Source organism: Lentzea guizhouensis (assembly GCF_001701025.1).
In the GTDB taxonomy this organism is placed as follows: Bacteria; Actinomycetota; Actinomycetes; order Mycobacteriales; family Pseudonocardiaceae; genus Lentzea; species Lentzea guizhouensis.
In genome coordinates this window covers 4,205,828-4,226,076 of the sequence record NZ_CP016793.1, presented here as the reverse complement: position 1 = coordinate 4,226,076, position 20,249 = coordinate 4,205,828, and the positions used below count along the sequence as shown (strand labels likewise).

Sequence of the window (20,249 nt, the reverse complement as noted above, 5' to 3'; positions counted from 1 at the left end):
GAGACCCTGGACACACACGACGTCCGAGGTGTGCGATCGACGACAGCGGGGTACGGATCTACTTGGGGTAACCCGCTGTCGGACGACTTGATCGACCAAGGCAGGATTAAGGGCATCGCGGAGATCCACGGCGGAAGGGCGCTGCCGATGAGTGGACGGCTCGGTATCGACGACGTATCCCCGGTGGTGTCGGCTGGTAGGTATCCAGCCAAAGCCGTTGTGGGAGAACACATTCCGGTCCAGGCGACCGTCTGGCGCGAGGGGCACGACAAGCTCGCTGCCACAGTCACGTGGAGAGGACCGAACGACCGAGTCGCTCGTCAGACGCGCATGCACGAGGTCGGTGTCGGCCTCGACAGGTGGGGCGCGACCATCGTCCCGGACGCCGAGGGCGCCTGGACGTTCCGGATCGATGCGTGGAGTGACCCCTGGGGCACCTGGAACCACACCGTCCAGGTGAAGATCGCGGCCGGACAAGGCCCAGGCGACCTCGCGAACGACCTGGAAATCGGTGCGCTGCTGCTCGATCGGGTGGCACGGCGCCCCGATCGGAGGCAAGAGCGAGCACTCCTCATGAACGCGGCCGAGGCGTTGCGCGACGACGAACGGCCGCTGTCCGAGCGGGTCGCCCCGGCGCTGGCCGGCGACGTGCAGAAGGTGATGTTCGAGCACCCGGTGCGCGAGCTGGTCACCAAGGGCAAGGTGCACAAGATCTGGTGCGACCGCAAGAAGGCGGCGTACAGCTCCTGGTACGAGTTCTTCCCGCGCAGCACCGGCGGGGTCGACGAGACCGGCCAGGCGGTGCACGGCACGTTCGCCACGGCGACCAAGGAGCTCGACCGGGTCGCGGCGATGGGCTTCGACGTCGTCTACTTCCCGCCGATCCACCCGATCGGCCGGGTGAACCGCAAGGGCCCGAACAACACGCTCGTCGCGGGCCCGGAGGACACCGGGTCGCCGTGGGCGATCGGTGCCGACGAGGGCGGCCACGACGCGATCCACCCGCAGCTGGGCACGATCGAGGACTTCGACGCGCTGGTCGCCCGCGCCCACGAGCTCGGGCTCGAGGTGGCGCTGGACTTCGCGCTGCAGTGCGCGCCGGACCACCCGTGGGTGCTCAAGCACCCGGAGTGGTTCACGACCAGGCCCGACGGCACGATCGCGTACGCGGAGAACCCGCCGAAGAAGTACCAGGACATCTACCCGATCAACTTCGACCTCGACCCGCAGGGCCTCTACCACGAGGTGCTGCGCGTGGTCCTGTACTGGGCCGAGCACGGGGTCCGGATCTTCCGGGTCGACAACCCGCACACCAAGCCGCCGGACTTCTGGCAGTGGCTGATCTGGAAGGTCAAGGAGGTCTACCCGGACACGCTGTTCCTGTCCGAGGCCTTCACCAGGCCCGCCCGCCTCTACGGGCTGGCCAAGCTGGGCTTCACCCAGTCCTACACGTACTTCACGTGGCGGACGAGCAAGCAGGAGCTGGTCGAGTTCGGCGAGGACCTGCGCGACCACTGGGACGAGGCGCGGCCGAACCTCTTCGTGAACACTCCGGACATCCTGCACGAGTCGCTGCAGCACGGCGGCCCCGCGATGTTCGGGCTGCGGGCGGCGCTGGCGGCGACGCTCGCCCCCACGTGGGGCGTGTACAGCGGTTACGAGCTGTTCGAGCACGAGGCCGTCAAGCCGGGCAGCGAGGAGTACCTCAACTCCGAGAAGTACCAGCTGCGGCCGCGCGACTACGCCCGTGCACTGGCGGACGGGCGTTCGCTCGAGCCGTGGCTGCGCAAGCTGAACCACATCCGCAAGGCACACCCCGCACTCCAGCAGATGCGGACGCTGCAGTTCCAGCACATCGACAACGACGCGCTGGTCGCCTACTCCAAACGCGACCCCGAGACCGGTGACACGGTCGTGGTGGTCGTGAGCCTCGACCCGAACAACGCCCAGGACGGGACGCTCTACCTCGACCTGCCGGCACTCGGGTTCGACTGGCACGAGCGGGTGATCGCACACGACGAGGTCACCGGCGAGACCTGGGACTGGGGACAGGCGAACTACATCCGGCTCGAGCCGTGGCGTGCCACCGCGCACGTCGTGAGCCTGCAGCGCCGCTTCAGCTGATCACCCGCACAACCCCCGACGAGGTGGGCATCATGGTCGACGACCCGCGTCCCGACGCTGCGCTCGGGCTGGAAGGAACACCGCACACCGGCGAAGCCATCGACGACGACGGTTTCCTGGTCGAGCCGCAGGCCGAGGACTTCAAGTCCGCCCGGCAGGCGAAGCCGAACCCGGACTGGTACAAGGGCGCCGTCTTCTACGAGGTCCTGGTCCGGGCGTTCAGCGACTCCAACGGTGACGGGACCGGTGACCTCAGAGGGCTCGCGTCCCGGCTGGACTACCTGGAGTGGCTCGGGGTCGACTGCCTGTGGCTGCCTCCGTTCTACGCCTCGCCGTTGCGCGACGGCGGGTACGACATCAGCGACTTCCGGGCGGTGCTGCCGGAGTTCGGGACGGTCGAGGACTTCGTCTACCTGCTGGAGGAGGCGCACCGGCGGGGTATCCGGGTGATCACCGACCTGGTGCTCAACCACACCTCGGACGCCCACCCGTGGTTCCAGGAGTCGAGGCAGAACCCGGACGGCCCGTACGGCGACTACTACGTGTGGAGCGACGACGACTCGCGCTACTCCGACGCGCGGATCATCTTCGTGGACACGGAGTCGTCGAACTGGACGTACGACCCGGTGCGCGGGCAGTTCTTCTGGCACCGCTTCTTCAGCCACCAGCCGGACCTCAACTACGAGAACCCGGAAGTGCAGGAGGCGATGCTCGACATCCTGCGGTTCTGGCTCGACCTCGGCATCGACGGCTTCCGCCTCGACGCCGTGCCCTACCTCTTCGAGGAGGAGGGCACGATCTGCGAGAACCTGCCGCGCACGCACGAGTTCCTGAAGAAGTGCCGCAAGGTCGTCGACGACGAGTTCCCCGGCCGGGTGCTGCTGGCGGAGGCGAACCAGTGGCCGTCGGACGTGGTCGAGTACTTCGGCGACCCCGCGGTGGGCGGCGACGAGTGCCACATGGCGTTCCACTTCCCGCTGATGCCGCGGATCTTCATGGCGGTGCGGCGCGAGTCGCGGTTCCCGATCTCGGAGATCCTGGCGCAGACGCCGGCGATCCCGGAGAACTCCCAGTGGGGCATCTTCCTGCGCAACCACGACGAGCTGACGCTCGAGATGGTGACGGACGAAGAGCGCGACTACATGTACTCGGAGTACGCCAAGGACCCGCGGATGAAGGCGAACATCGGCATCCGCCGCCGCCTGGCCCCGTTGCTGGAGAACGACCGCAACCAGCACGAGCTGTTCACCGCCATGCTGCTGTCACTACCGGGCTCGCCCGTTCTCTACTACGGCGACGAGATCGGCATGGGCGACAACATCTGGCTCGCCGACCGCGACGCCGTGCGCACGCCGATGCAGTGGACCCCGGACCGCAACGCGGGCTTCTCGTCATGTGACCCCGGCCGGATCTACCTGCCGGTGATCATGGACCCGGTCTACGGCTACCAGGGCCTCAACGTCGAGGCGCAGCTGAACAACTCGTCGTCGCTGCTGAACTGGACGCGGCACATGATCGAGGTGCGCAAGCAGCACCACGCGTTCGCCGAGGGCGACTTCACCGAGCTGGGTGGCTCGAACCCGAGCGTGCTCGCCTTCAAGCGGCAGTGGAAGCGCCCCGACGGGCGTGAGGACATCGTCCTGTGCGTGAACAACCTCTCCCGCTTCCCCCAACCGGTCGAGCTGGACCTCTCCGAGCACCGCGACTACACGCCGGTGGAGCTGACCGGAGGTGTCAAATTCCCCTCGATCGGGGAACTCCCGTACCTGTTGACCCTTCCCGGTCACGGTTTCTACTGGTTCCAGCTGGTAGAGGCGGGCGACGACAGCGAGATGAGGTGACGCGCGCATGATCGACCCCGACGAGCTCGCCGACAAGCTGGTCACCACCCTGCCCGATGTCCTGCCCACGTTGCGCTGGTTCGGCGGCAAGGACCGCGCGATCAACTCGGTCCGTCCACTGCGGACGACACCGCTGGCCGACGACCTGGTGCACGTCGTCGTCGAGGTGGAGCAGCCAGGGCGGGTGGAGCACTACCAGCTCGTCATCAGCGAGCACTCGGAAGGCTTCGACGCGACCGCGGACCCCGAGCGCAACGGCCTGCTGCTGGAGAAGATCGCCGCCGGCGAGCGGGTCAACGGCATCGAGTTCGCGCACGAGCCCGGTGTGGAGCTGCGCACGGCGTTGCGCGGCAGGCCGATCGGCGTCGAGCAGTCCAACACCTCGCTGATCTACGGCCAGCAGTACATCCTGAAGATCTTCCGCAAGCTCGCCCGCGGCGAGAACCGCGACCTGGTGATGCACCGGGCGCTGCGGTCCGTCGGCTGCGAGCACATCGCCCGCCCGCTCGGGTCGATCTCGACCGAGCTCGACGGCGAACCGGTCACGCTCGCGATGCTGCAGGAGTTCCTGCCGGACGCGGTCGAGGGCTGGGACATGGCCAAGACCTCGGTGCGCGACCTGATGGCCGAGGCCGACCTGCACGCGTCCGAGGTGGGCGGCGACTTCGCGGGTGAGGCGCAGCGGCTCGGGCACGCGGTGGCGAAGGTGCACGCGGACCTCGCCGAGGCGCTCGGGTCGCGGATCGCCGACGACGACGCGATCACGCACGCCATCGCGGGCATGCAGCGGCGCCTGGACACCGTGCTGGAGGCGGTGCCGGAGCTGGGCCGCTACGAGAGCGCGCTGCGGGCGTCGTTCGACGAGGCCCGCCGGCACATCGGGGCCATCCCGATCCAGCACGTCCACGGCGACCTGCACCTGGGCCAGGTGCTGCGGACCGTGCACGGCTGGCTGCTGATCGACTTCGAGGGCGAGCCCGCCGCCGGTGTCGAGGAGCGCAACGCGCTGCGGTCGCCGTTGCGCGACGTTGCCGGGATGCTGAGGTCGTTCGACTACGCGGCCCGGCAGCTGCTCGTCGGCCAGCCCGACGACGACCAGCTCGCCTACCGCGCGATGGAGTGGACGAAGCGGAACCGGGCGGCGTTCTGCGACGGCTACGCCGAGGTGGCGGCCGACCCGCGGGACAACGCGCACCTGCTGCGCGCGTTCGAGCTGGACAAGGCGGTCTACGAGGTCGCCTACGAGCACGCCAACAGGCCGGAGTGGTTGACGGTTCCGCTGTCGTCGATCGCCCGGATGACCAGCGGAGGAGAGTAAGCCGTGAAGGCCGACCTTGACCGGCTCCTGTCCGGTGCGCACCACGACCCGCACTCGGTGCTGGGTGTGCACACCGTCGGCGACCAGGTGGTCGCGCGGGCCCTGCGGCCCGGCGCGACATCGGTCGCGGTGGCGTGGGGCGACAAGCAGGTCGAGCTGCCACGCATCGCCGACGGGCTGTTCGAGGGCGAGCTGCCGGAGGTGCCCGGCGACTACCGGCTGCTCGTGTCCTACGGCGACCACACGGTCGAGGTCGACGACCCGTACCGGTGGCTGCCCACGGTCGGTGAGCTCGACCTGCACCTGATCGGTGAGGGCCGCCACGAGCGGCTGTGGGACGTGCTCGGCGCGCACGTCCGTTGCTACGAAACGGTGAACGGTGACGTCACCGGCGTCTCGTTCGCGGTCTGGGCGCCGAACGCGCGCGGTGTGCGCGTGACGGGTGACTTCGACGGCTGGGACGGGCGCGCGAACCCGTTGCGGTCCATGGGTTCCTCCGGTGTGTGGGAGGTGTTCCTCCCGAACGTGCCGGTGGGCTCGCGGTACAAGTTCCGGATCCTCGGCGCGGACGGCGTGTGGCACGAGAAGGCCGACCCGATGGCGTTCGCGACGGAGGTCCCGCCGCAGACCGCCTCGGTGGTCACGCGGACCGAGTACGAGTGGCAGGACGCGGAGTGGACGGCCCGGCGCGCGGCGACCCAGTGGGCGAACGCGCCGATGTCGATCTACGAGGTGCACCTCGGGTCGTGGAAGCCGGGGCTGAGCTACCGCGAGCTCGCCCACGAGCTGGCCGACTACTGCGAGGACATGGGGTTCACGCACCTGGAGCTGCTGCCCGTCGCCGAGCACCCGTTCGGCGGTTCGTGGGGCTACCAGGTCACCTCGTACTACGCGCCGACCTCGCGGTTCGGCACGCCGGACGACTTCCGGTTCTTCGTCGACACGCTGCACCAGCGCGGCATCGGCGTGCTCGTCGACTGGGTGCCCGCGCACTTCCCCAAGGACGCCTGGGCGCTGGCGAAGTTCGACGGCACGCCGCTGTACGAGCACGCCGACCCGCGGCGCGGCGAGCAGCTCGACTGGGGCACGTACGTCTTCGACTTCGGGCGCAACGAGGTCCGCAACTTCCTGGTCGCCAACGCGCTGTTCTGGATCGAGGAGTTCCACCTCGACGGGCTGCGCGTGGACGCCGTCGCGTCGATGCTCTACCTCGACTACTCGCGGCCGGCGGACCAGTGGCTGCCGAACGAGTTCGGTGGCAGGGAGAACCTCGAAGCGGTGCGGTTCCTGCAGGAGCTCAACGCGACCGTGTACAAGCGGCACCCCGGCATCGTGATGATCGCCGAGGAGTCGACGGCGTGGCCGGGGGTCACGCGGCCGACGCACCTGGGCGGGCTCGGGTTCGGCTTCAAGTGGAACATGGGCTGGATGCACGACACGCTGCACTACCTGTCGCGTGAGCCGGTCCACCGGTCGTTCCACCACAACGAGATGACGTTCTCACTGGTGTACGCGTGGAGCGAGAACTTCGTGCTGCCGCTGTCGCACGACGAGGTGGTGCACGGCAAGGGCTCGCTGTGGACCCGGATGCCCGGTGACGACTGGAACAAGGCCGCGGGCGTGCGGTCGCTGCTCGCGTTCATGTGGGCACATCCAGGCAAGCAGCTGCTGTTCATGGGTGGTGAGTTCGGGCAGCGGCAGGAGTGGTCGGAGTCGCGGTCGCTCGACTGGCACCTGGTCGAGCAGGAGCCGCTGCACCAGGGCATCCAGTCGCTGCTGAGGGACCTGAACTCGGTCTACAAGGGCGCGGCGGCGTTGTTCTCGCACGACGTGACGCCCGAGGGCTTCCAGTGGATCGACGCGAACGACTCCGGCGGCAACGTGCTGTCGTTCCTGCGGATCGGTGAGGACGGCTCGCACCTGGTGTGCGTGGCGAACTTCGCCGGGATGCCGCACCACGACTACCGGGTCGGCCTGCCGTCGACCGGGCGGTGGAAGGAGCTCGTGAACACCGACGCGGCGCACTACGGCGGGTCCGGTGTGGGCAACATGGGCGGTGTCGTCGCCGAGGCCAGGCCGTGGCACGGGCGCCCGGCGTCAGCGGTCCTGCAGCTGCCGCCCTCCGGGGTGCTGTGGCTGGTGCCGGATCCCGCCGAGGACGAGTGAGGTGACCGCGCCGACCGGTCAGGCAGCGCTCCGCGGAACCGGAGCAGTGGTCGAGCCGGGTGAACCTGATCGCGTCGGCGCACGTTGCCCTTCACATGCGCCTGAGTTCGCCGAGTAGGACCTCTGCCGAGCCGAGCGGCAGGCACAATGGTGTTATGCGGCACTGGAGCATCGCGCTGATGGTCGTCACCGCCCTGGTCGCCACGGGGTGCACGGCCGAGATACCCGGCCGCCCCCGTGCCGCCAAGGTGGTCAAGCAGCAGACCCCGAACCCGACGATCCAGGTCAGGGGCAGCGACGACGGCCCGATCGACAAGCTCGCCGCGACGGCGCTCACGGACATCGAGGTGTTCTGGACCGAGCAGTTCCAGGACACCTTCGGCAAGCCGTGGAAGAAGCTGAGCGGCGGCTACTACTCCGTCGACACCTCGGACGCCACCGCCAAGCCGCCGCCGTGCACGCAGAAGGCCTCCGACGTGGAGGGCAACGCCTTCTACTGCCCTGCCGCCGACGCCATCGCCTGGGACCGCTCCTCGCTGCTGCCCGTGCTGCAGGACCGCTTCGGCGAGGCCGCCGTGGTCGTCGTGCTGGCCCACGAGGTCGGTCACGCCGTGCAGAACCGGATGGGCATCACGCCGGAGGCCGAGCGCCGCGAGCCGGACAAGTACCCGACGATCCTCACCGAGGCCCAGGCCGACTGCTTCGCGGGCTCGTTCGTGCGGCACGTGACCGACGGTGACTCCGAGTACCTCGACATCGGCACCGACGCGCTGGACAAGGCGCTGGGCGCGCTGATCACGTTCCGCGACCCGGTCGGCACCTCGCCGGAGGACGAGCAGGCGCACGGCAGCGCGTTCGACCGCGTGGCCGCCTTCCAGGACGGCTACGAGCAAGGCACGAAGTTCTGCGCGGCCATGTCCGTGCAGAACCGCACCTTCACCCAGCGCGCGTTCACCAGCACCACCGACCGCGCGAACGGCGGCAACCTGCCGTTCGACCAGATGCTGGAGTCGGTGACCCCGGACCTCGACAAGTACTTCAAAACGCTGGCCTCGACCCAGAGCAAGACCTGGCCGACGGTGCGCGCCGAGGCGGCCACGACGGAGCCGGACTGCTCCGGTGACCAGGGCCCGGTCGCCTACTGCCCGTCGGACAAGTCCATCAAGATCGACACGAAGGAAGAGCTGCCCGCGCTGCACAAGGAGCTCGGCGACTACGCGACCGGCACGTTGATCGCGACCAGGTACGCGCTGGCCGAGCTCGCCGTGCTGGGCAAGCCGACCGAGGGCGAGGAGGCGTCGAAGGCGGCGCTGTGCCTGGCCGGCGCGTACACGGGCGCGGTGTTCCAGCGGCAGGACGGCTTCGGGCTCTCGCCGGGTGACTTCGACGAGGCCGTGACCGTGCTGCTGCAGTTCGACTACGCGGCCCGTGACGCGACCGGCGGTGACGCGGTGGACCCCGGTTTCGAGCGGGTGGCCCGGTTCCGCGAAGGGGTGTTCGAGGGCCCGAAGAAGTGCGGGCTGAACTGAGGGACTAGGCCGTCTGCAGCGAGACCTGGGCGCCCGGGATCTTCAGGGTGCCGCCGACCAGGTCCGCGTTGCGCACCGTGACCTCGGTGAACGACGCGATCGGCACGTTCAGCGGTGGCGGGTGGGCCGCGGTGTAGTCGACCGGGATCTTGATGCCGAGGATGTCGAGGTTCCCCTTCAGCTGCACCGTGAACAGCTCGATCCGGTTCGGGGAGCCGGACGGGACCGACACCGTGGAGGTGCTGCCGGGTGCGGCCCTCGTCACGAGCTTGACGCCCGGTGACACCTCGCCGGTCTGCACCAGGTCCCTGATCTTCATGTCGGAGGTCGTGAACTTCAGGACCTTGACGATCTCGCCGTTCAGCACCGAGTCGACGACGCCGGCGAAGTTGAGGCCGCCGAGGTCGAGGCGGCTGGCGGTCAGGGTCCACGCCCGCCCTCCCGCCACCGGGGCAGGGACCGGTGGCGGGGTGGCCGACGGCGGCGCCGTGCTGCTGGGTGGGACCGTCGGCGCGGAGGACGACGTCGGCGGCCCGGTGGTCGGGCCAGTGGTCGGCCCAGGAGTCGGAGCAGGAGTCGGCGCGGTGGTCGTGGCCGGCGGGGTGCTGCTGGTGGGCGGCACGACCGAGCTGCTCGTGGGGGCCGGGGTGCTGGTGGGCGGTTCGGAGGGGTCCGACGACGGTGGCTGGACCGCGAGCAACGCGATCAGCGCCACCGCGGCCACCGGTGGGGCCGGGTTCTCCATGCTCAGCTCCGAGCGCCCCTTCCCGCGCTTGCGCCTCGGCTCCTTGGGGCTGTCCGTCCACGCCACGGCGAGCGCGCCGCCGAGCAGGCTGAGGACGGTGCCGACCAGGAAGCCGCCGAGGTTGGTCGTCACCAGCGCCACCATCGCGAGCAGCACGGTGACGATGCCGGAGGCGAGCCGGAACTTGGGCGCCACCCACAGCGAGAGCCCGCAGATGATCAGCAACGTGCCGACCAGCAACGCCGAGACGCCGCCGATCGTCTTGATCGAGATGATCATGTCGCCGAGCTTCACGCCGACGAACGGCGGGAACAGGATGACGATCGCACCGGCGATGACGAACAGGCCGGCCCAGAAGGGCCGGCCACGCCGCCACGCGGTGAAGCTGCGCCAGAACCTCAGAAGCACTCGTTCTTCCCCTGCCGCAAGTTCAGGGTCATGCCCTTGAACTTGATGGACTGGGCCGTGGTGCTCCACGCGACCTGCCGCAACGACGCGATGGTGACGGTGTCGGCCTGCAGACCGAACGAGCCGGGCAGACCCTTCAGGCCCTCGGGGCCCTTGGTGAGCGTGCCGGCGTCGATGCCGATCTGCGGGTTGCCCAGGGTGAGGTCACCGCTGATGTCGGTGAGCCCGACGACCATGTTGGTCGCCTCCATGCCGCCCCTGCCGTTGGCCTCGATCCGCATCGTGAGGTCACCGACGACCGGCATGCCCGGCACGAACACCGACTGGCAGAACTTGTCGAGCGAGGCGGACCGGAAGCCGTTCACGGCCACCGCGTGCACCTGCCCCGACCCGGCGTCCACGCCGCCGAACTGGACGTACCCCTGGCCCGTCAAGCCGTCAGCGGACACCTTGAAACTGCTGCCGGACACCGCGAACGAGGCGGCCAGCGCTCCTTGGGACATGCCGAAGAGGAGCACACCGGCGCTCACCGCGCCGATGCCGAGCACCCCGACGAACCGTGCCCAGCGCGTTCTTCCCATAACCGCCAAACTCCTTCCACGCCGAAGGCTTGCGTGGGAGGAACTGTGGGCTCCGGAACATCGGCGGGACAAGGAAACGAGTCCGTGCAGTCTTGAAATCACCCCCAGGGGTGAGGAGGTTTCACGTTTGGCCGCTGGTGGTTCCCGCAACAGGGCGACGACCCACTCAGTAGCCTCTGACCATGGGGATCGGACGCATGGCCGCTGCGCTCACCACCGTCGTCGTGCTGGCGGGATGCTCGTCGGTGGTCGAGGGGGCACCGAAGGGCGAGCGCCCCGACCCCACGAAGGTCGCGGGCCTGGAGATCACCAACGGCCCGTCCGGCGCCAAGCCCGGCGTGCCGAACGCCGACCTGTCCGTCGAGAACGGCGACGGCGGCGAGATGGACCAGCTCGCGATCAACACGCTCGCCGACGTCCAGGCGTTCTGGGCCGAGGAGATGCCGCGCTCGTTCGCCGGCAAGAACTTCGAGCCGGTCAAGCGCTTCATCTCCTACGACTCGAACGGCAAGGGCGTCGAGGTCTGCCGGCTCAACACCACCGGCATCGCCAACGCGTTCTACTGCGCGATCGACGACAGCATCACCTGGGACCGCGGCGAGCTGCTGCCGATGCTCAAGGACTCGTTCGGCCCGATGGCCGTGGTCACCGTGCTGGCCCACGAGATGGGCCACGCCGTGCAGTACAAGCTCGGCGCCGCCTCGAACATCGGCCCGAACACCCAGTCGATCGTCAAGGAGCAGCAGGCCGACTGCTACACCGGCGTGTTCATGCGCTGGATCGCCGAGAACAAGTCGAAGCACTTCGAGCTCTCCACCGGCGAGGGCCTGAACCAGGTGCTGCAGACGATGTTCTTCATCCGCGACTCGGCAGGCACGTCGTTCGAGAAGCAGGGCGCGCACGGCAGCGCGTTCGACCGCGTGTCCGCCTTCCAGTTCGGCTTCGTCCGCGGCGCCGCCCGGTGCGCCGAGATCAACGAGGCCGAGATCGACAAGCGCATCACCGAGCGCCCGTTCTCGCTGCAGGACACCGACCAGGGCCAGGGCCGCGGCAACGTGCGCATCGACCAGGACAAGTACCTGAAGGCCCTGGAGGAGTCGTTGCGCGACGCCTACAAGTCGAGCGGCGCCGCCTTCCCCGCCGTCGACAGGGCCGGCATCAAGTCCTGCGCCGACGCCCAGACCACCTCACCGGCCACCTACTGCCCGGCCACCAACCAGATCCAGCTCGACCTGCCGTCCCTGGTCAAGATCGGCACCCCGCCCAAGCGCGGCCAGAAGGGCGGCATCGGCGACTTCGCCGCGTTCGCCGTCATCGCCTCCCGCTTCTCGCTCTCCATCCAGAGCGCCACGGGCTTCGACCTCGACGACGACGCGGCGGGCCAGCGCACCGCCTGCCTCACCGGCGCCTGGGCGGGCCTCACCAACCGCCCCGACGCCGCGGCGGGCCTGCGCCTGTCCCCCGGCGACCTCGACGAGGCCGTGGCCGAGCTGCTGGCCGACGACAGCCTCATCGCCGCCGACGTGAACGGCAAGGCGGTCCCCTCCGGGTTCGCCCGCGTGGAGGCCTTCGCCGACGGCTTCTTCCGCGGCTCCTCGCTGTGCGTGAAGAAGTACTCGGTTTGACCCTTTGATCGATGCCGGTCGATACTCGACCGGTGCTGACCGATGAAGCCACCACGTACGCCTCGTGGTTCGCGAGCCTGTCCGACCCCACCCGCGTGCGCCTGCTCCACCAGGTCGCCTCGGCCCCCGGCGAGGTCACGGTGGGCGAGCTGACGACCTCGCTCGGCATCAGCCAGTCCACCTGCTCGCACCACGTCCGCAAGCTCGCCGAGGTCGGCTTCCTCCGCGTCCGCCGCGAGGGCACGGCCACGATGGTGTCCGTCAACCCCTCGTGCTGCACCGGCCTGCCCCACGCGGCCGACGCGGTGATGGGCGCCCTGTCCACCGGCTCCGTCCGCCCCGTCTCCGGCGTCGCGGTGCGCGCGATGACGGCCTCCGACTGGACGGACGTCCGCCGCATCTACGGCGAGGGCATCGCCTCGGGCAACGCCACCTTCGAGCTCGACGTCCCCTCGCGCCGCACCCTGGAGTCGAAGTGGCTCCCCGACCACCGCTGGATCGCCGTGGTGGACGGGGCCGTGGCGGGCTGGGCCGCCGCGGCCCCGGTCTCACCGCGCGAGTGCTACTCGGGCGTGGCCGAGACCTCGATCTACGTGGGCGCGGCGTTCCAGGGCCGCGGTGTCGGCAAAACCCTGCTGCACCACCAGGTCTCGGCCGCCGACGCGGACGGCCTGTGGACGCTGCAGGCGGTGGTCTTCCCGGAGAACCGGGCCAGCATCGCGCTGCACCACCGAGCGGGGTTCCGCACGGTCGGCGTCCGCGAGCGCATCGCCCAGCACCACGGCGAATGGCGCGACACCGTACTCCTAGAACGCCGCCGCCCCCAGCTTTGAGGGCACGCGGGGCCCCCGCGTGCCCCAGAAGGGAACGTAGGGCCCCCGCGTGCCGGTCAGTAGAGGGCGCTCGCCAGGTTGCGGCGGGCGGCGGCGACGCGGGGGTCGTCCGCCGGGAACAGCTCGAACAGGCCGACCAGGTGCTGGCGCACGCGGTCGCGGTCGTCGCCGTATACCCGCCGCACGGTGTCGACCAGGCGCTTGAACGCCTCCTCGACCTGCTGCGAGGCCACCTGCGCGTCCGCGGCGGCGAGCTGGGCGTCGATGTCGTCCGGTGCGCCGTCGGCCTTGGCGATCACCGACGGGTCGGCGGCCTCCGCCCGTTCGGCGAACTTGGCCTGGGCCAAGCCCTCCTTGGCGAGCTCGTTCGCCGGCTCCGCGTCCAGGATCGCCTGGAACGCCGCCTGCGCCGCCACGTAGTCACCGCGCTCGAAGGCTTCCTCGGCCGCGACGAACCGCGGGTCCTCCGGCGGCTCTTCCTCCTCCAGCGGCGCCGACGCGTTCGCCTCACCCGCCCGGATGCCCGGCAGCCGGTCGCGCAGCGCGTCCAGCAACCGCTTGATCCACTGCTGCAGCTCGGCGTCCGCCAGAGGCCCGGCGAAGGCGTCGATCGGCTGGCCGCCCGCGACCGCCACGGTCGTCGGCACGGACTGCACGCCGAACGCCTGGCCGATGCGCGGGGCCTGCTCGAGGTCGACGCGCGCGAGGATCCAGGAGCCGCCCGACGGCTGGGCGAGGCGGGTCAGCGAGGCGGCGAGCTGCTGGGACTCCGGGCTGTAGGAAGCGCCCAGCAGGACCACGACGGGCACCTGCAGGGACTGCTCGACCACGGCCTGGAAGGAGGCCTCGGTGACGTCCACGATCCACGGCGCGGACCCGTTCGGGGCTCCGGCTGGACCTGCGGCGGGGGCGGGGGCCGCGGCGGACTGGCGGGCGGCGTCGGCGCGGGCCTTCAGGGCCCCCAGGTCGACGGCACCCGAGAGCGCGGCGGACAGTGCGGCGGTCTTGCGGGGGTCAGGCCTTGTCACGTGTTCCATCCTGGCACGGCTAGTTCCCGGACCGGGTCCAGGGCCATCGGGTTGACGCGCATCGCCTCGTTGCCCGAAGCGATGCGTAGTGCGAGCGGTGTCATCAGGTCGACGAACCGCGAAGTGCGTGCGGCGCCCAGCCCCTCCCACGGCGCGCGGGCGGCCTCGTCGGTCGCCCGTTCCACCGCGGCGAGGTCACCGGGCACGTCGGCTGCTTCCCATTCTTCCTCGCTCCACCCCCTCGCCGCCCTCATGTACGCCGGATCGAGGGAATGCTCACGCGCGTAGAGCGCAAGCGCTTGGCACGGTCCCACACCATGGGCCACCAGCGCAGCCACATGACCATCTCCGCGGGACTCGCGCAGAATCGTGCACGCGTGCCACAGCGCCAGGTGCGGTTCCTCCGGCCACGGCAGCGCGCGGTTCGCCGCGGCGAGCGGACGGCCGGCGATCGGGGCCGCCAGCGCGGCGTCCCGGGCCAGCGACGCCAGCTCGGCGATCTCCGGGGTGTCCACCTCGCCCAGCAACCGCCTCAGGGCACCGTCGACACCCCGCAGGCGCGCCTCCAGGAACGCGGCCGGTGTGGCCACCGCCCACGCGTCGGGCAGCGCGCGGGCGACCTTGCGCGGGGCGAAGTTGTAGAAGACGGCCGTCACCAGCTCCGGGGACGCGGCGCCCAGCGGTGCGGCGCGCATGCCGAAGTAGCCCATCCAGCCGCCCTGGCAGCCGAGCGCGTCGGTCGCCGCGCGGGATTCGGGCGTGAAGTAGGTGACGTCGTGGTAAGGCTCGAAGCGCAGCCACAGCTGTCTCACATCCACGCCCGACACGCTAACCCAGCGAGCGCCGCCGCACGGGTCCACTCACCGTTGCGGCGTAAAGCTCTCGGCCGTTCGTGAGAACCGTTGCTCCACGCGAATCAAGACCCGTCGGCGAGATGCTCCTCGATGCGTTCCACCTTGCTCGTCAGCTGACCGGTGTGGCCGGGCCGGATGTCGGCCTTGAGCACGAGCGAGACCCGCGGCGCCGCGGCCTGCACCGCTTCCGTCGCGCGCTTCACCACGTCCATCACCTCGTCCCACTCCCCCTCGACCAAGGTGAACATCGAGTTGGTCTCGTTCGGCAGTCCCGACTCCCGCACGATCCGCACGGCCTCGGCGACGGCCTTGGCCACGCTCCCCGACGAGTCCGATGCGGACGGAGCAACGCTGAACGCGACAAGCACACGTGCCTCCTGGTGATCCCTGCGTGTACTGACTGGTAGCTTCCGTGCACATGACACCGCTGCCGTTCGATCCGATCGCCCGCGCGGCCGAACTGTGGGACGAGCGCGTCGGTTCGGCGACCTCGATGGCCGCCGTCACGAGCGTCATGCGTGTCCAGCAAATCATCCAGTCCGCCGTGGACGCAGCCCTCAAGCCGCACGGGCTCACGTTCGCCCGCTACGAGGCGCTGGTGCTGCTCTACTTCTCGCGCAAGGGCGCGCTGCCGATGCGGGTGATGGGCGAGCGGCTGCAACTGCACCCGACGTCGGTGACGAACATCGTCGACCGGCTGGAGAGCGACGGCCTGGTCCGCCGCACGCCGCACCCGACGGACCGCCGCACGACGCTCGTGGAGATCACCGACGCGGGCCTGCAGCGGCGGGAGGCGGCGACCGAGGCGGTCGTGCGGGTCAACCTGGGGCTCAAGGGCCTGACCGACCGGCAGACCGAGCAGCTCACCGACCTGCTCGCGAAGGTGCGCAGGGCGAGCGGCGACTTCGAGGACTGAAAATCCTGCCGAGACAAATTCGGTTGAGCGCGCGGCGATGATGGTCGCGTGCCGCAACGGTCCTTCATCGCCCTGGTCAGCACCCCGAGCGGGTTCGCCGGCCGCACCGGCGTGATCGCCGTGCCGACGCTCGACTGGTACCACGTCGAGCCGGTCAACGCCGCGCTGCGGGAGCTGCTGGGCGTGGAGACGAGCGTGCTGCGGCTGGTGTCGGTCGAGGGCGGCGAGGTGCCGCGCGGTGGCACCGTGACCTACCACGTCGAGGCGCACGGCGAGCCGGACCGCTCGGTGCTGGCGCCGGCGGAGGAGCCGGAGCCCGACGCCGAGCACCGGTTGCCGTGGGCGCGCATCGGCGGACCGGCGGAGCTGGTCGCGTGGGCCGACACCGCGGTCACCCGCACCGGGCCGGCCGTGCAGGTGCGGACCTGGAACCTGTCCAGCGTGCACCGGCTGCCCACCGCGGGCGGGCCGGTGTGGCTCAAGGCCGTGCCGCCGTTCTTCGCCGACGAGGGCGCCGTCATCACCATGGTCGCCGCGCACGACCCGACGCTCGTGCCGGAGGTCATCGCCGCCGCGCCGGGCCGGGTGCTGCTCGGGCACGCGGAGGGGCACGACTGCTGGCACCTCACGCCGGAGGCGGTCGAGCGGGTCGTGCCGCGCTGGGTCGCCGTGCAGCACGCGCTGGCCGGGGAGCCGCGGCTGACGCCGTCCGCCGTGCCGATGCCGTCGTTCGGGCTGCCGGACACCTTGACGCACGGCGACTTCCACTCCGGCAACTGGCTCAGCAGCGGTGTGGTCATCGACTGGTCCGACGCGTGCTGGGGCCACCCGGCGCTGGACGCGTGCCGGCTGGCCGAGTTCAACCCCGGTCTGCGCGACGTGATCAGCCGGGTGTGGAGCGAGGCCTGGCTGGCCCTGCGTCCCGGCAGCGACCCGCTCGGCGCGCTCGAGGTCGCCCGCCGCGCCTCACTGCTGCACAGCGCGGTGAAGTACCAGGAGTTCCTGGACAACATCGAGCAGTCCGAGCGGATCTACCACGAGGACGACCCCGCGGGGCAGCTCAGAGCTGTTCGGGAGCTGCTCGCTCGGTGAGGCGGCCGGTCTTCGCGGCCCAGCGCTCGAAGATCACCGTGCCGAACGGCGGGATGCTCGACAGCAGGCCCAGCACCAGCGTGCGGGCGTCCCAGCGCAGCGGGTCCTTCGCCATCAGCGTGACGAGGATGAAGGCGACGAAGATGAAGCCGTGGATCGGGCCGAAGATCTTCACGCCGATCTCGTTCTGGACCACGACGTACTTGAAGAACATCCCGAGCAGCAGACCCGCCCAGGACACCGCCTCGGCGAGGGCGAGGATGCGGAACCGTCCAACCGCGCTGGAGAACGTCATGGCTCCCCATCATGGACCGTGATGGGGAGCACACGCGCACCGGGTCTGTGTAGGTATGTCCTATTCCTCCCACTTGAAGACGCGGGAGGCGATGAAACCGACGACCAGCGTGAAGCCGATCAGGATCGCGCCGGGCACGAGCAGCGCGTCGATCCCCTTGCCGCGCACCAGCACGTCGAGCATGCCGTCGTTCATGTGCCGCAGCGGGAAGACCTTCGACACGACCTGCAGCCAGGCGGGCGCCTGTTCGACCGGGAAGAACGTGCCGGACAGGAACGCCATCGGCAGCACCACGATGTTCGCCGCCGCCGACGCGGACTCCTCGGTCTTGGCGAACGCGCCGACGAGCATGCCGAGCGCGAAGAACGCGACGGTCCCCAGCAGCAGCAACGGGATCGACAGCCACCAGTGCCCGGACAGCCGCAGCCCGAACACGGGCAGCATGGCGATGCCGACGAAGGTCGCGCCCTGCACCAGCGCCACGCCCGCGCTGACCAGCACCCGCGACGACAGCACGGAGGTCGCCGACACCGGCGCGAGCCTGATCCGCCGCAGCACCTGCTTGCGCCGCCACGACACCAGCGTCAGCGCCGAGCCGAACACCGCCGAGACCGCCACACCCCAGGACAGGATGCCCGGCGTCAGGTACTGGATCGGCTTGAGCGAGGCGTCCTCGACCTTCTCCGAGGCGAACGTGAACCGCGGCGGCTGACCGGTCGCGGCCAGGTTCGCCTTGTCCACGAACCCGTTCACGATCCCCAGGACGGTCGCCGACTCGACCTGGTCGCTCTGCGCGTACCGCACGTCGAGCGTCTGGCCGCGCACGATCAGCGCGGCGGGCAGGTCGCCGTCCTCCACCTTCCGCAGTGCGGCGTTCTCGTCGTCGAAGGACTCCAGCTCCAGCACTCCGCTGTCGCGCAACGAGGTGACGACCGGGCCGTCACCGACCACCGCGATCTTCGTCTTGTCCGTGCCCGCGTCGCCGAGCATCAGGCCGAAGATCACCAGGAACATCAGGGGGAACAGGAAGGTGAAGAACAACGTCACCTTGTCCCTGACGAACCCCTTGAACATGGCGAGCGAGAGCGTCTTGAACGCGGTCATGCGCGGTACTCCCGCCCGGTCAGGTCGAGGAAGACGTCTTCGAGGGTGGCCGTGCGGACCTGGAGGCCGTCCAGCGCACCGCGTTCGGCGAGCGCGGACAGCACCGGGGCCGGGCGGCGGGTGGAGATCGTCAGCGACACCTCGTCCTCGTGCGCCTCCTCGACGCCGTCGAGCGCGGAAGCGTCCACGACGGACAGCAGACCCTTCTGCAGCGTCACGTGCGTGGGTGCGTCGAGGCCGCGCACGAGCACCGCGGGCGGGTCGAGGGCGAGGATCCTGCCGTGGTCCATGATGGCCACGCGGTCGCAGAGGATCTCGGCCTCGTCGAGGTAGTGCGTGGTGTAGACGATGGTCTTGCCGCGTTCCTGGATCGCGCGCAGCACGTCCCAGAGGTTGCGCCGGGCCTGCGGGTCCAGCGCCGCGGTGGGCTCGTCGAGGAACACGACGTCCGGGTCGTGCACCAGCGCGCACGCGATCGAGAGCCGTTGCCGCTGGCCGCCGGAGAGCTTGTTCTCCTGCTCGTCCGCCTTGTCCGCGAGGCCGACCAGCTCCAGCATGTCCGCGGCCGTGCCCGCGCTCACGCCGTAGAGCGAGCCGAACGTCTGCAGCTGCTCCTTGGCGGTCAGCCGCTCGAAGAACGACGACGCCTGCAGCTGCACCCCGATGCGCGGCAACAGTTTCGTGTTGCGCGGCCACGGGCTCTCGCCGAGCAGCGCCACCTCACCGCTGTCCGGCTCGCGCAGGCCCTCGACGATCTCGAGCGTCGTCGTCTTGCCGGCGCCGTTGGGTCCCAGAATGCCGAAGAACTCGCCCTCGGCCACGGTGAACGAGACCCCGTCCACCGCTTTCAGCCCGCCGTAGCTCTTGCGGACGTCCCGCACCACGACGGCCGACCGTTCCTGCGTCATGGGCCCCGACGGTAGGTGAGCGGCAAGCGGTTCGCGTGGTGGAACGACCAAAGTCGACGGGAAGTCGAGACGAAAGCGGTTCAGCCACCGGCCACGAGCAGCGGGCTCGCGGTGCACACGTCGTTGAGCCGCCGCAACGCCGCCGCGAACTGCTCGAACCGCGCCCTCGGCAGGGCCGCGCGGACCTCGCCGAGCACCTGCCACAGGAACCGGTGCTCCGCGGTCTCCAGCACCGGCGGCGTCCGCTCGCCGCGCACGTCGGACGCGAACGCCAACGCGACCGTCGCCGCCCGGAGGCACGCGGTCGCGAGGGTCGCGCAGTCCTCGACCACGGGTCTGTCGCCCTGCGCGCGCACGACACCGCTGACGGCGAACCGCACCGCCTGCATGAGCGCGAGGTGGAGGCGCCGGCCGGCCAGGGCGCGTTCGCACGGGAGGTGCTCGCTGCCGGTGCCGGGGGTCACCACGGTCATGCCGACCTGGGGCCGGCGCAGGACGTGGTCGAACAACGCGGTCGGTGCCCACACCAGCGTGCGCCAGGCGTCCCCGCCGATGGAGGTGCCCATGCGGGTCGCGTTGTCGAGCACGTCGAGGTAGGCGATCAGGACGCTGGACAGGAACACGCCGCCGCGGTCGCCGCCGACCCGCTCGACGCCGAGGCGCTCGTCGGTGCCGGCGCAGTCGCCGGGGCTGTCGCAGCCGGGCGTCCACTCGATGACGTCGCTGCTCGCGAGCACCACCCTGGCCAGCCGCCGGTGCACGGTCGAGGCCGAGAGGACCGTGTCGTCCAGCCCCATCCGGACGAGCATGGACGCTGCGTGCTGCAAGGACTCGCGGCGCTGTGGCACGAGGTCGGGGTGCAGCAGGCGGAACGGTTCCACG

General features: G+C 70.2%; 18 protein-coding genes. 9 read left to right on the top strand and 9 right to left on the bottom strand.

What is annotated here, in order from left to right:
* The first annotated feature begins 147 nt into the window (after positions 1-147).
* From BBK82_RS21080 to BBK82_RS21060, 5 genes are all read left to right on the top strand, one after another.
* Positions 148-2,124: an alpha-1,4-glucan--maltose-1-phosphate maltosyltransferase gene (locus BBK82_RS21080; RefSeq protein ID WP_065921232.1), complete on the top strand. Its 1,977-nt coding sequence runs from the start codon at positions 148-150 to the stop codon at positions 2,122-2,124.
* 32 nt (positions 2,125-2,156) lie between these two features.
* Positions 2,157-3,965, top strand: coding sequence for a maltose alpha-D-glucosyltransferase (gene treS / locus BBK82_RS21075; RefSeq protein WP_065921231.1), 1,809 nt, complete (start codon positions 2,157-2,159; stop codon positions 3,963-3,965).
* Between the two features lie 7 nt (positions 3,966-3,972).
* On the top strand, positions 3,973-5,283 hold the full coding sequence (locus BBK82_RS21070) for a maltokinase N-terminal cap-like domain-containing protein (protein WP_065916540.1): 1,311 nt from the start codon (positions 3,973-3,975) through the stop codon (positions 5,281-5,283).
* Between the two features lie 3 nt (positions 5,284-5,286).
* Positions 5,287-7,449 (top strand): 1,4-alpha-glucan branching protein GlgB, encoded by a 2,163-nt coding sequence (gene glgB, locus BBK82_RS21065; RefSeq protein WP_065916539.1) that lies wholly within the window; start codon positions 5,287-5,289, stop codon positions 7,447-7,449.
* 155 nt (positions 7,450-7,604) lie between these two features.
* Positions 7,605-8,978: a neutral zinc metallopeptidase gene (locus tag BBK82_RS21060; protein ID WP_065916538.1), complete on the top strand. Its 1,374-nt coding sequence runs from the start codon at positions 7,605-7,607 to the stop codon at positions 8,976-8,978.
* 4 nt (positions 8,979-8,982) lie between these two features.
* Here BBK82_RS21060 and BBK82_RS21055 read toward each other — a convergent pair whose 3' ends face one another.
* Positions 8,983-10,131, bottom strand: coding sequence for a DUF6114 domain-containing protein (locus tag BBK82_RS21055; protein ID WP_065916537.1), 1,149 nt, complete (start codon positions 10,129-10,131; stop codon positions 8,983-8,985).
* Positions 10,122-10,712, bottom strand: a complete 591-nt coding sequence (locus BBK82_RS21050) for a DUF6230 family protein (RefSeq protein ID WP_065916536.1) — start codon at positions 10,710-10,712, stop codon at positions 10,122-10,124. Before BBK82_RS21050 ends, BBK82_RS21055 begins: the two co-directional genes overlap by 10 nt.
* A 182-nt stretch (positions 10,713-10,894) precedes the next feature.
* On the opposite strand from BBK82_RS21050, the gene BBK82_RS21045 reads away from it, so the two are divergent.
* Complete coding sequence (locus BBK82_RS21045; RefSeq protein ID WP_065916535.1) at positions 10,895-12,337, top strand: neutral zinc metallopeptidase; 1,443 nt, start codon at positions 10,895-10,897, stop codon at positions 12,335-12,337.
* 32 nt (positions 12,338-12,369) lie between these two features.
* The gene (locus tag BBK82_RS21040) at positions 12,370-13,170 is read left to right on the top strand and encodes a helix-turn-helix domain-containing GNAT family N-acetyltransferase (protein WP_418287495.1); all 801 of its coding nucleotides are present in this window, start codon (positions 12,370-12,372) and stop codon (positions 13,168-13,170) included.
* A gap of 56 nt (positions 13,171-13,226) precedes the next feature.
* Here BBK82_RS21040 and BBK82_RS21035 read toward each other — a convergent pair whose 3' ends face one another.
* The 3 genes from BBK82_RS21035 to BBK82_RS21025 all read right to left on the bottom strand — a co-directional run bounded on the left by BBK82_RS21035 (position 13,227) and on the right by BBK82_RS21025 (position 15,420).
* A complete protein-coding gene (locus BBK82_RS21035; RefSeq protein WP_418287494.1) occupies positions 13,227-14,198 on the bottom strand; it encodes a tetratricopeptide repeat protein in 972 nt (323 codons plus the stop codon).
* Complete coding sequence (locus BBK82_RS21030) at positions 14,195-15,016, bottom strand: SCO6745 family protein (protein WP_065921230.1); 822 nt, start codon at positions 15,014-15,016, stop codon at positions 14,195-14,197. Before BBK82_RS21030 ends, BBK82_RS21035 begins: the two co-directional genes overlap by 4 nt.
* Before the next feature lie 98 nt (positions 15,017-15,114).
* Positions 15,115-15,420: an MTH1187 family thiamine-binding protein gene (locus BBK82_RS21025; RefSeq protein ID WP_065916532.1), complete on the bottom strand. Its 306-nt coding sequence runs from the start codon at positions 15,418-15,420 to the stop codon at positions 15,115-15,117.
* A 50-nt stretch (positions 15,421-15,470) separates the two neighbouring features.
* On the opposite strand from BBK82_RS21025, the gene BBK82_RS21020 reads away from it, so the two are divergent.
* Together BBK82_RS21020 and BBK82_RS48940 are read left to right on the top strand one after the other, a co-directional pair.
* Entirely contained in the window at positions 15,471-15,968 is a 498-nt protein-coding gene (locus tag BBK82_RS21020; protein ID WP_065916531.1) for a MarR family winged helix-turn-helix transcriptional regulator, read from the top strand.
* A gap of 48 nt (positions 15,969-16,016) precedes the next feature.
* Entirely contained in the window at positions 16,017-17,060 is a 1,044-nt protein-coding gene (locus BBK82_RS48940; protein WP_065916530.1) for a phosphotransferase, read from the top strand.
* Here the strand turns inward: BBK82_RS48940 and BBK82_RS21010 are convergent.
* From BBK82_RS21010 to BBK82_RS20995, 4 genes are all read right to left on the bottom strand, one after another.
* The gene (locus tag BBK82_RS21010; RefSeq protein WP_065916529.1) at positions 17,029-17,355 is read right to left on the bottom strand and encodes a DUF3817 domain-containing protein; all 327 of its coding nucleotides are present in this window, start codon (positions 17,353-17,355) and stop codon (positions 17,029-17,031) included. The genes BBK82_RS48940 and BBK82_RS21010 overlap by 32 nt on opposite strands.
* A 60-nt stretch (positions 17,356-17,415) precedes the next feature.
* Positions 17,416-18,459, bottom strand: a complete 1,044-nt coding sequence (locus tag BBK82_RS21005; RefSeq protein WP_065916528.1) for an ABC transporter permease — start codon at positions 18,457-18,459, stop codon at positions 17,416-17,418.
* Positions 18,456-19,367, bottom strand: a complete 912-nt coding sequence (locus tag BBK82_RS21000) for an ABC transporter ATP-binding protein (RefSeq protein WP_065916527.1) — start codon at positions 19,365-19,367, stop codon at positions 18,456-18,458. The genes BBK82_RS21005 and BBK82_RS21000 overlap by 4 nt, the downstream gene beginning before the upstream one ends.
* Positions 19,368-19,447: 80 nt before the next feature.
* Positions 19,448-20,248: a hypothetical protein gene (locus BBK82_RS20995; RefSeq protein ID WP_065916526.1), complete on the bottom strand. Its 801-nt coding sequence runs from the start codon at positions 20,246-20,248 to the stop codon at positions 19,448-19,450.
* Position 20,249 lies beyond the last annotated feature (1 nt).

Coding starts and splice junctions, on each gene's coding strand:
- BBK82_RS21020 (WP_065916531.1), top strand. CDS start 15,471: ATGACACCGCTGCCGTTCGATCCGATCGCCCGCGCGGCCGAACTGTGG.
- BBK82_RS21060 (WP_065916538.1), top strand. CDS start 7,605: ATGCGGCACTGGAGCATCGCGCTGATGGTCGTCACCGCCCTGGTCGCC.
- BBK82_RS21050 (WP_065916536.1), bottom strand. CDS start 10,712: ATGGGAAGAACGCGCTGGGCACGGTTCGTCGGGGTGCTCGGCATCGGC.
- BBK82_RS21010 (WP_065916529.1), bottom strand. CDS start 17,355: ATGACGTTCTCCAGCGCGGTTGGACGGTTCCGCATCCTCGCCCTCGCC.
- BBK82_RS21080 (WP_065921232.1), top strand. CDS start 148: ATGAGTGGACGGCTCGGTATCGACGACGTATCCCCGGTGGTGTCGGCT.
- treS (WP_065921231.1), top strand. CDS start 2,157: ATGGTCGACGACCCGCGTCCCGACGCTGCGCTCGGGCTGGAAGGAACA.
- BBK82_RS21005 (WP_065916528.1), bottom strand. CDS start 18,459: ATGACCGCGTTCAAGACGCTCTCGCTCGCCATGTTCAAGGGGTTCGTC.
- BBK82_RS21070 (WP_065916540.1), top strand. CDS start 3,973: ATGATCGACCCCGACGAGCTCGCCGACAAGCTGGTCACCACCCTGCCC.
- BBK82_RS21000 (WP_065916527.1), bottom strand. CDS start 19,367: ATGACGCAGGAACGGTCGGCCGTCGTGGTGCGGGACGTCCGCAAGAGC.
- BBK82_RS21045 (WP_065916535.1), top strand. CDS start 10,895: ATGGGGATCGGACGCATGGCCGCTGCGCTCACCACCGTCGTCGTGCTG.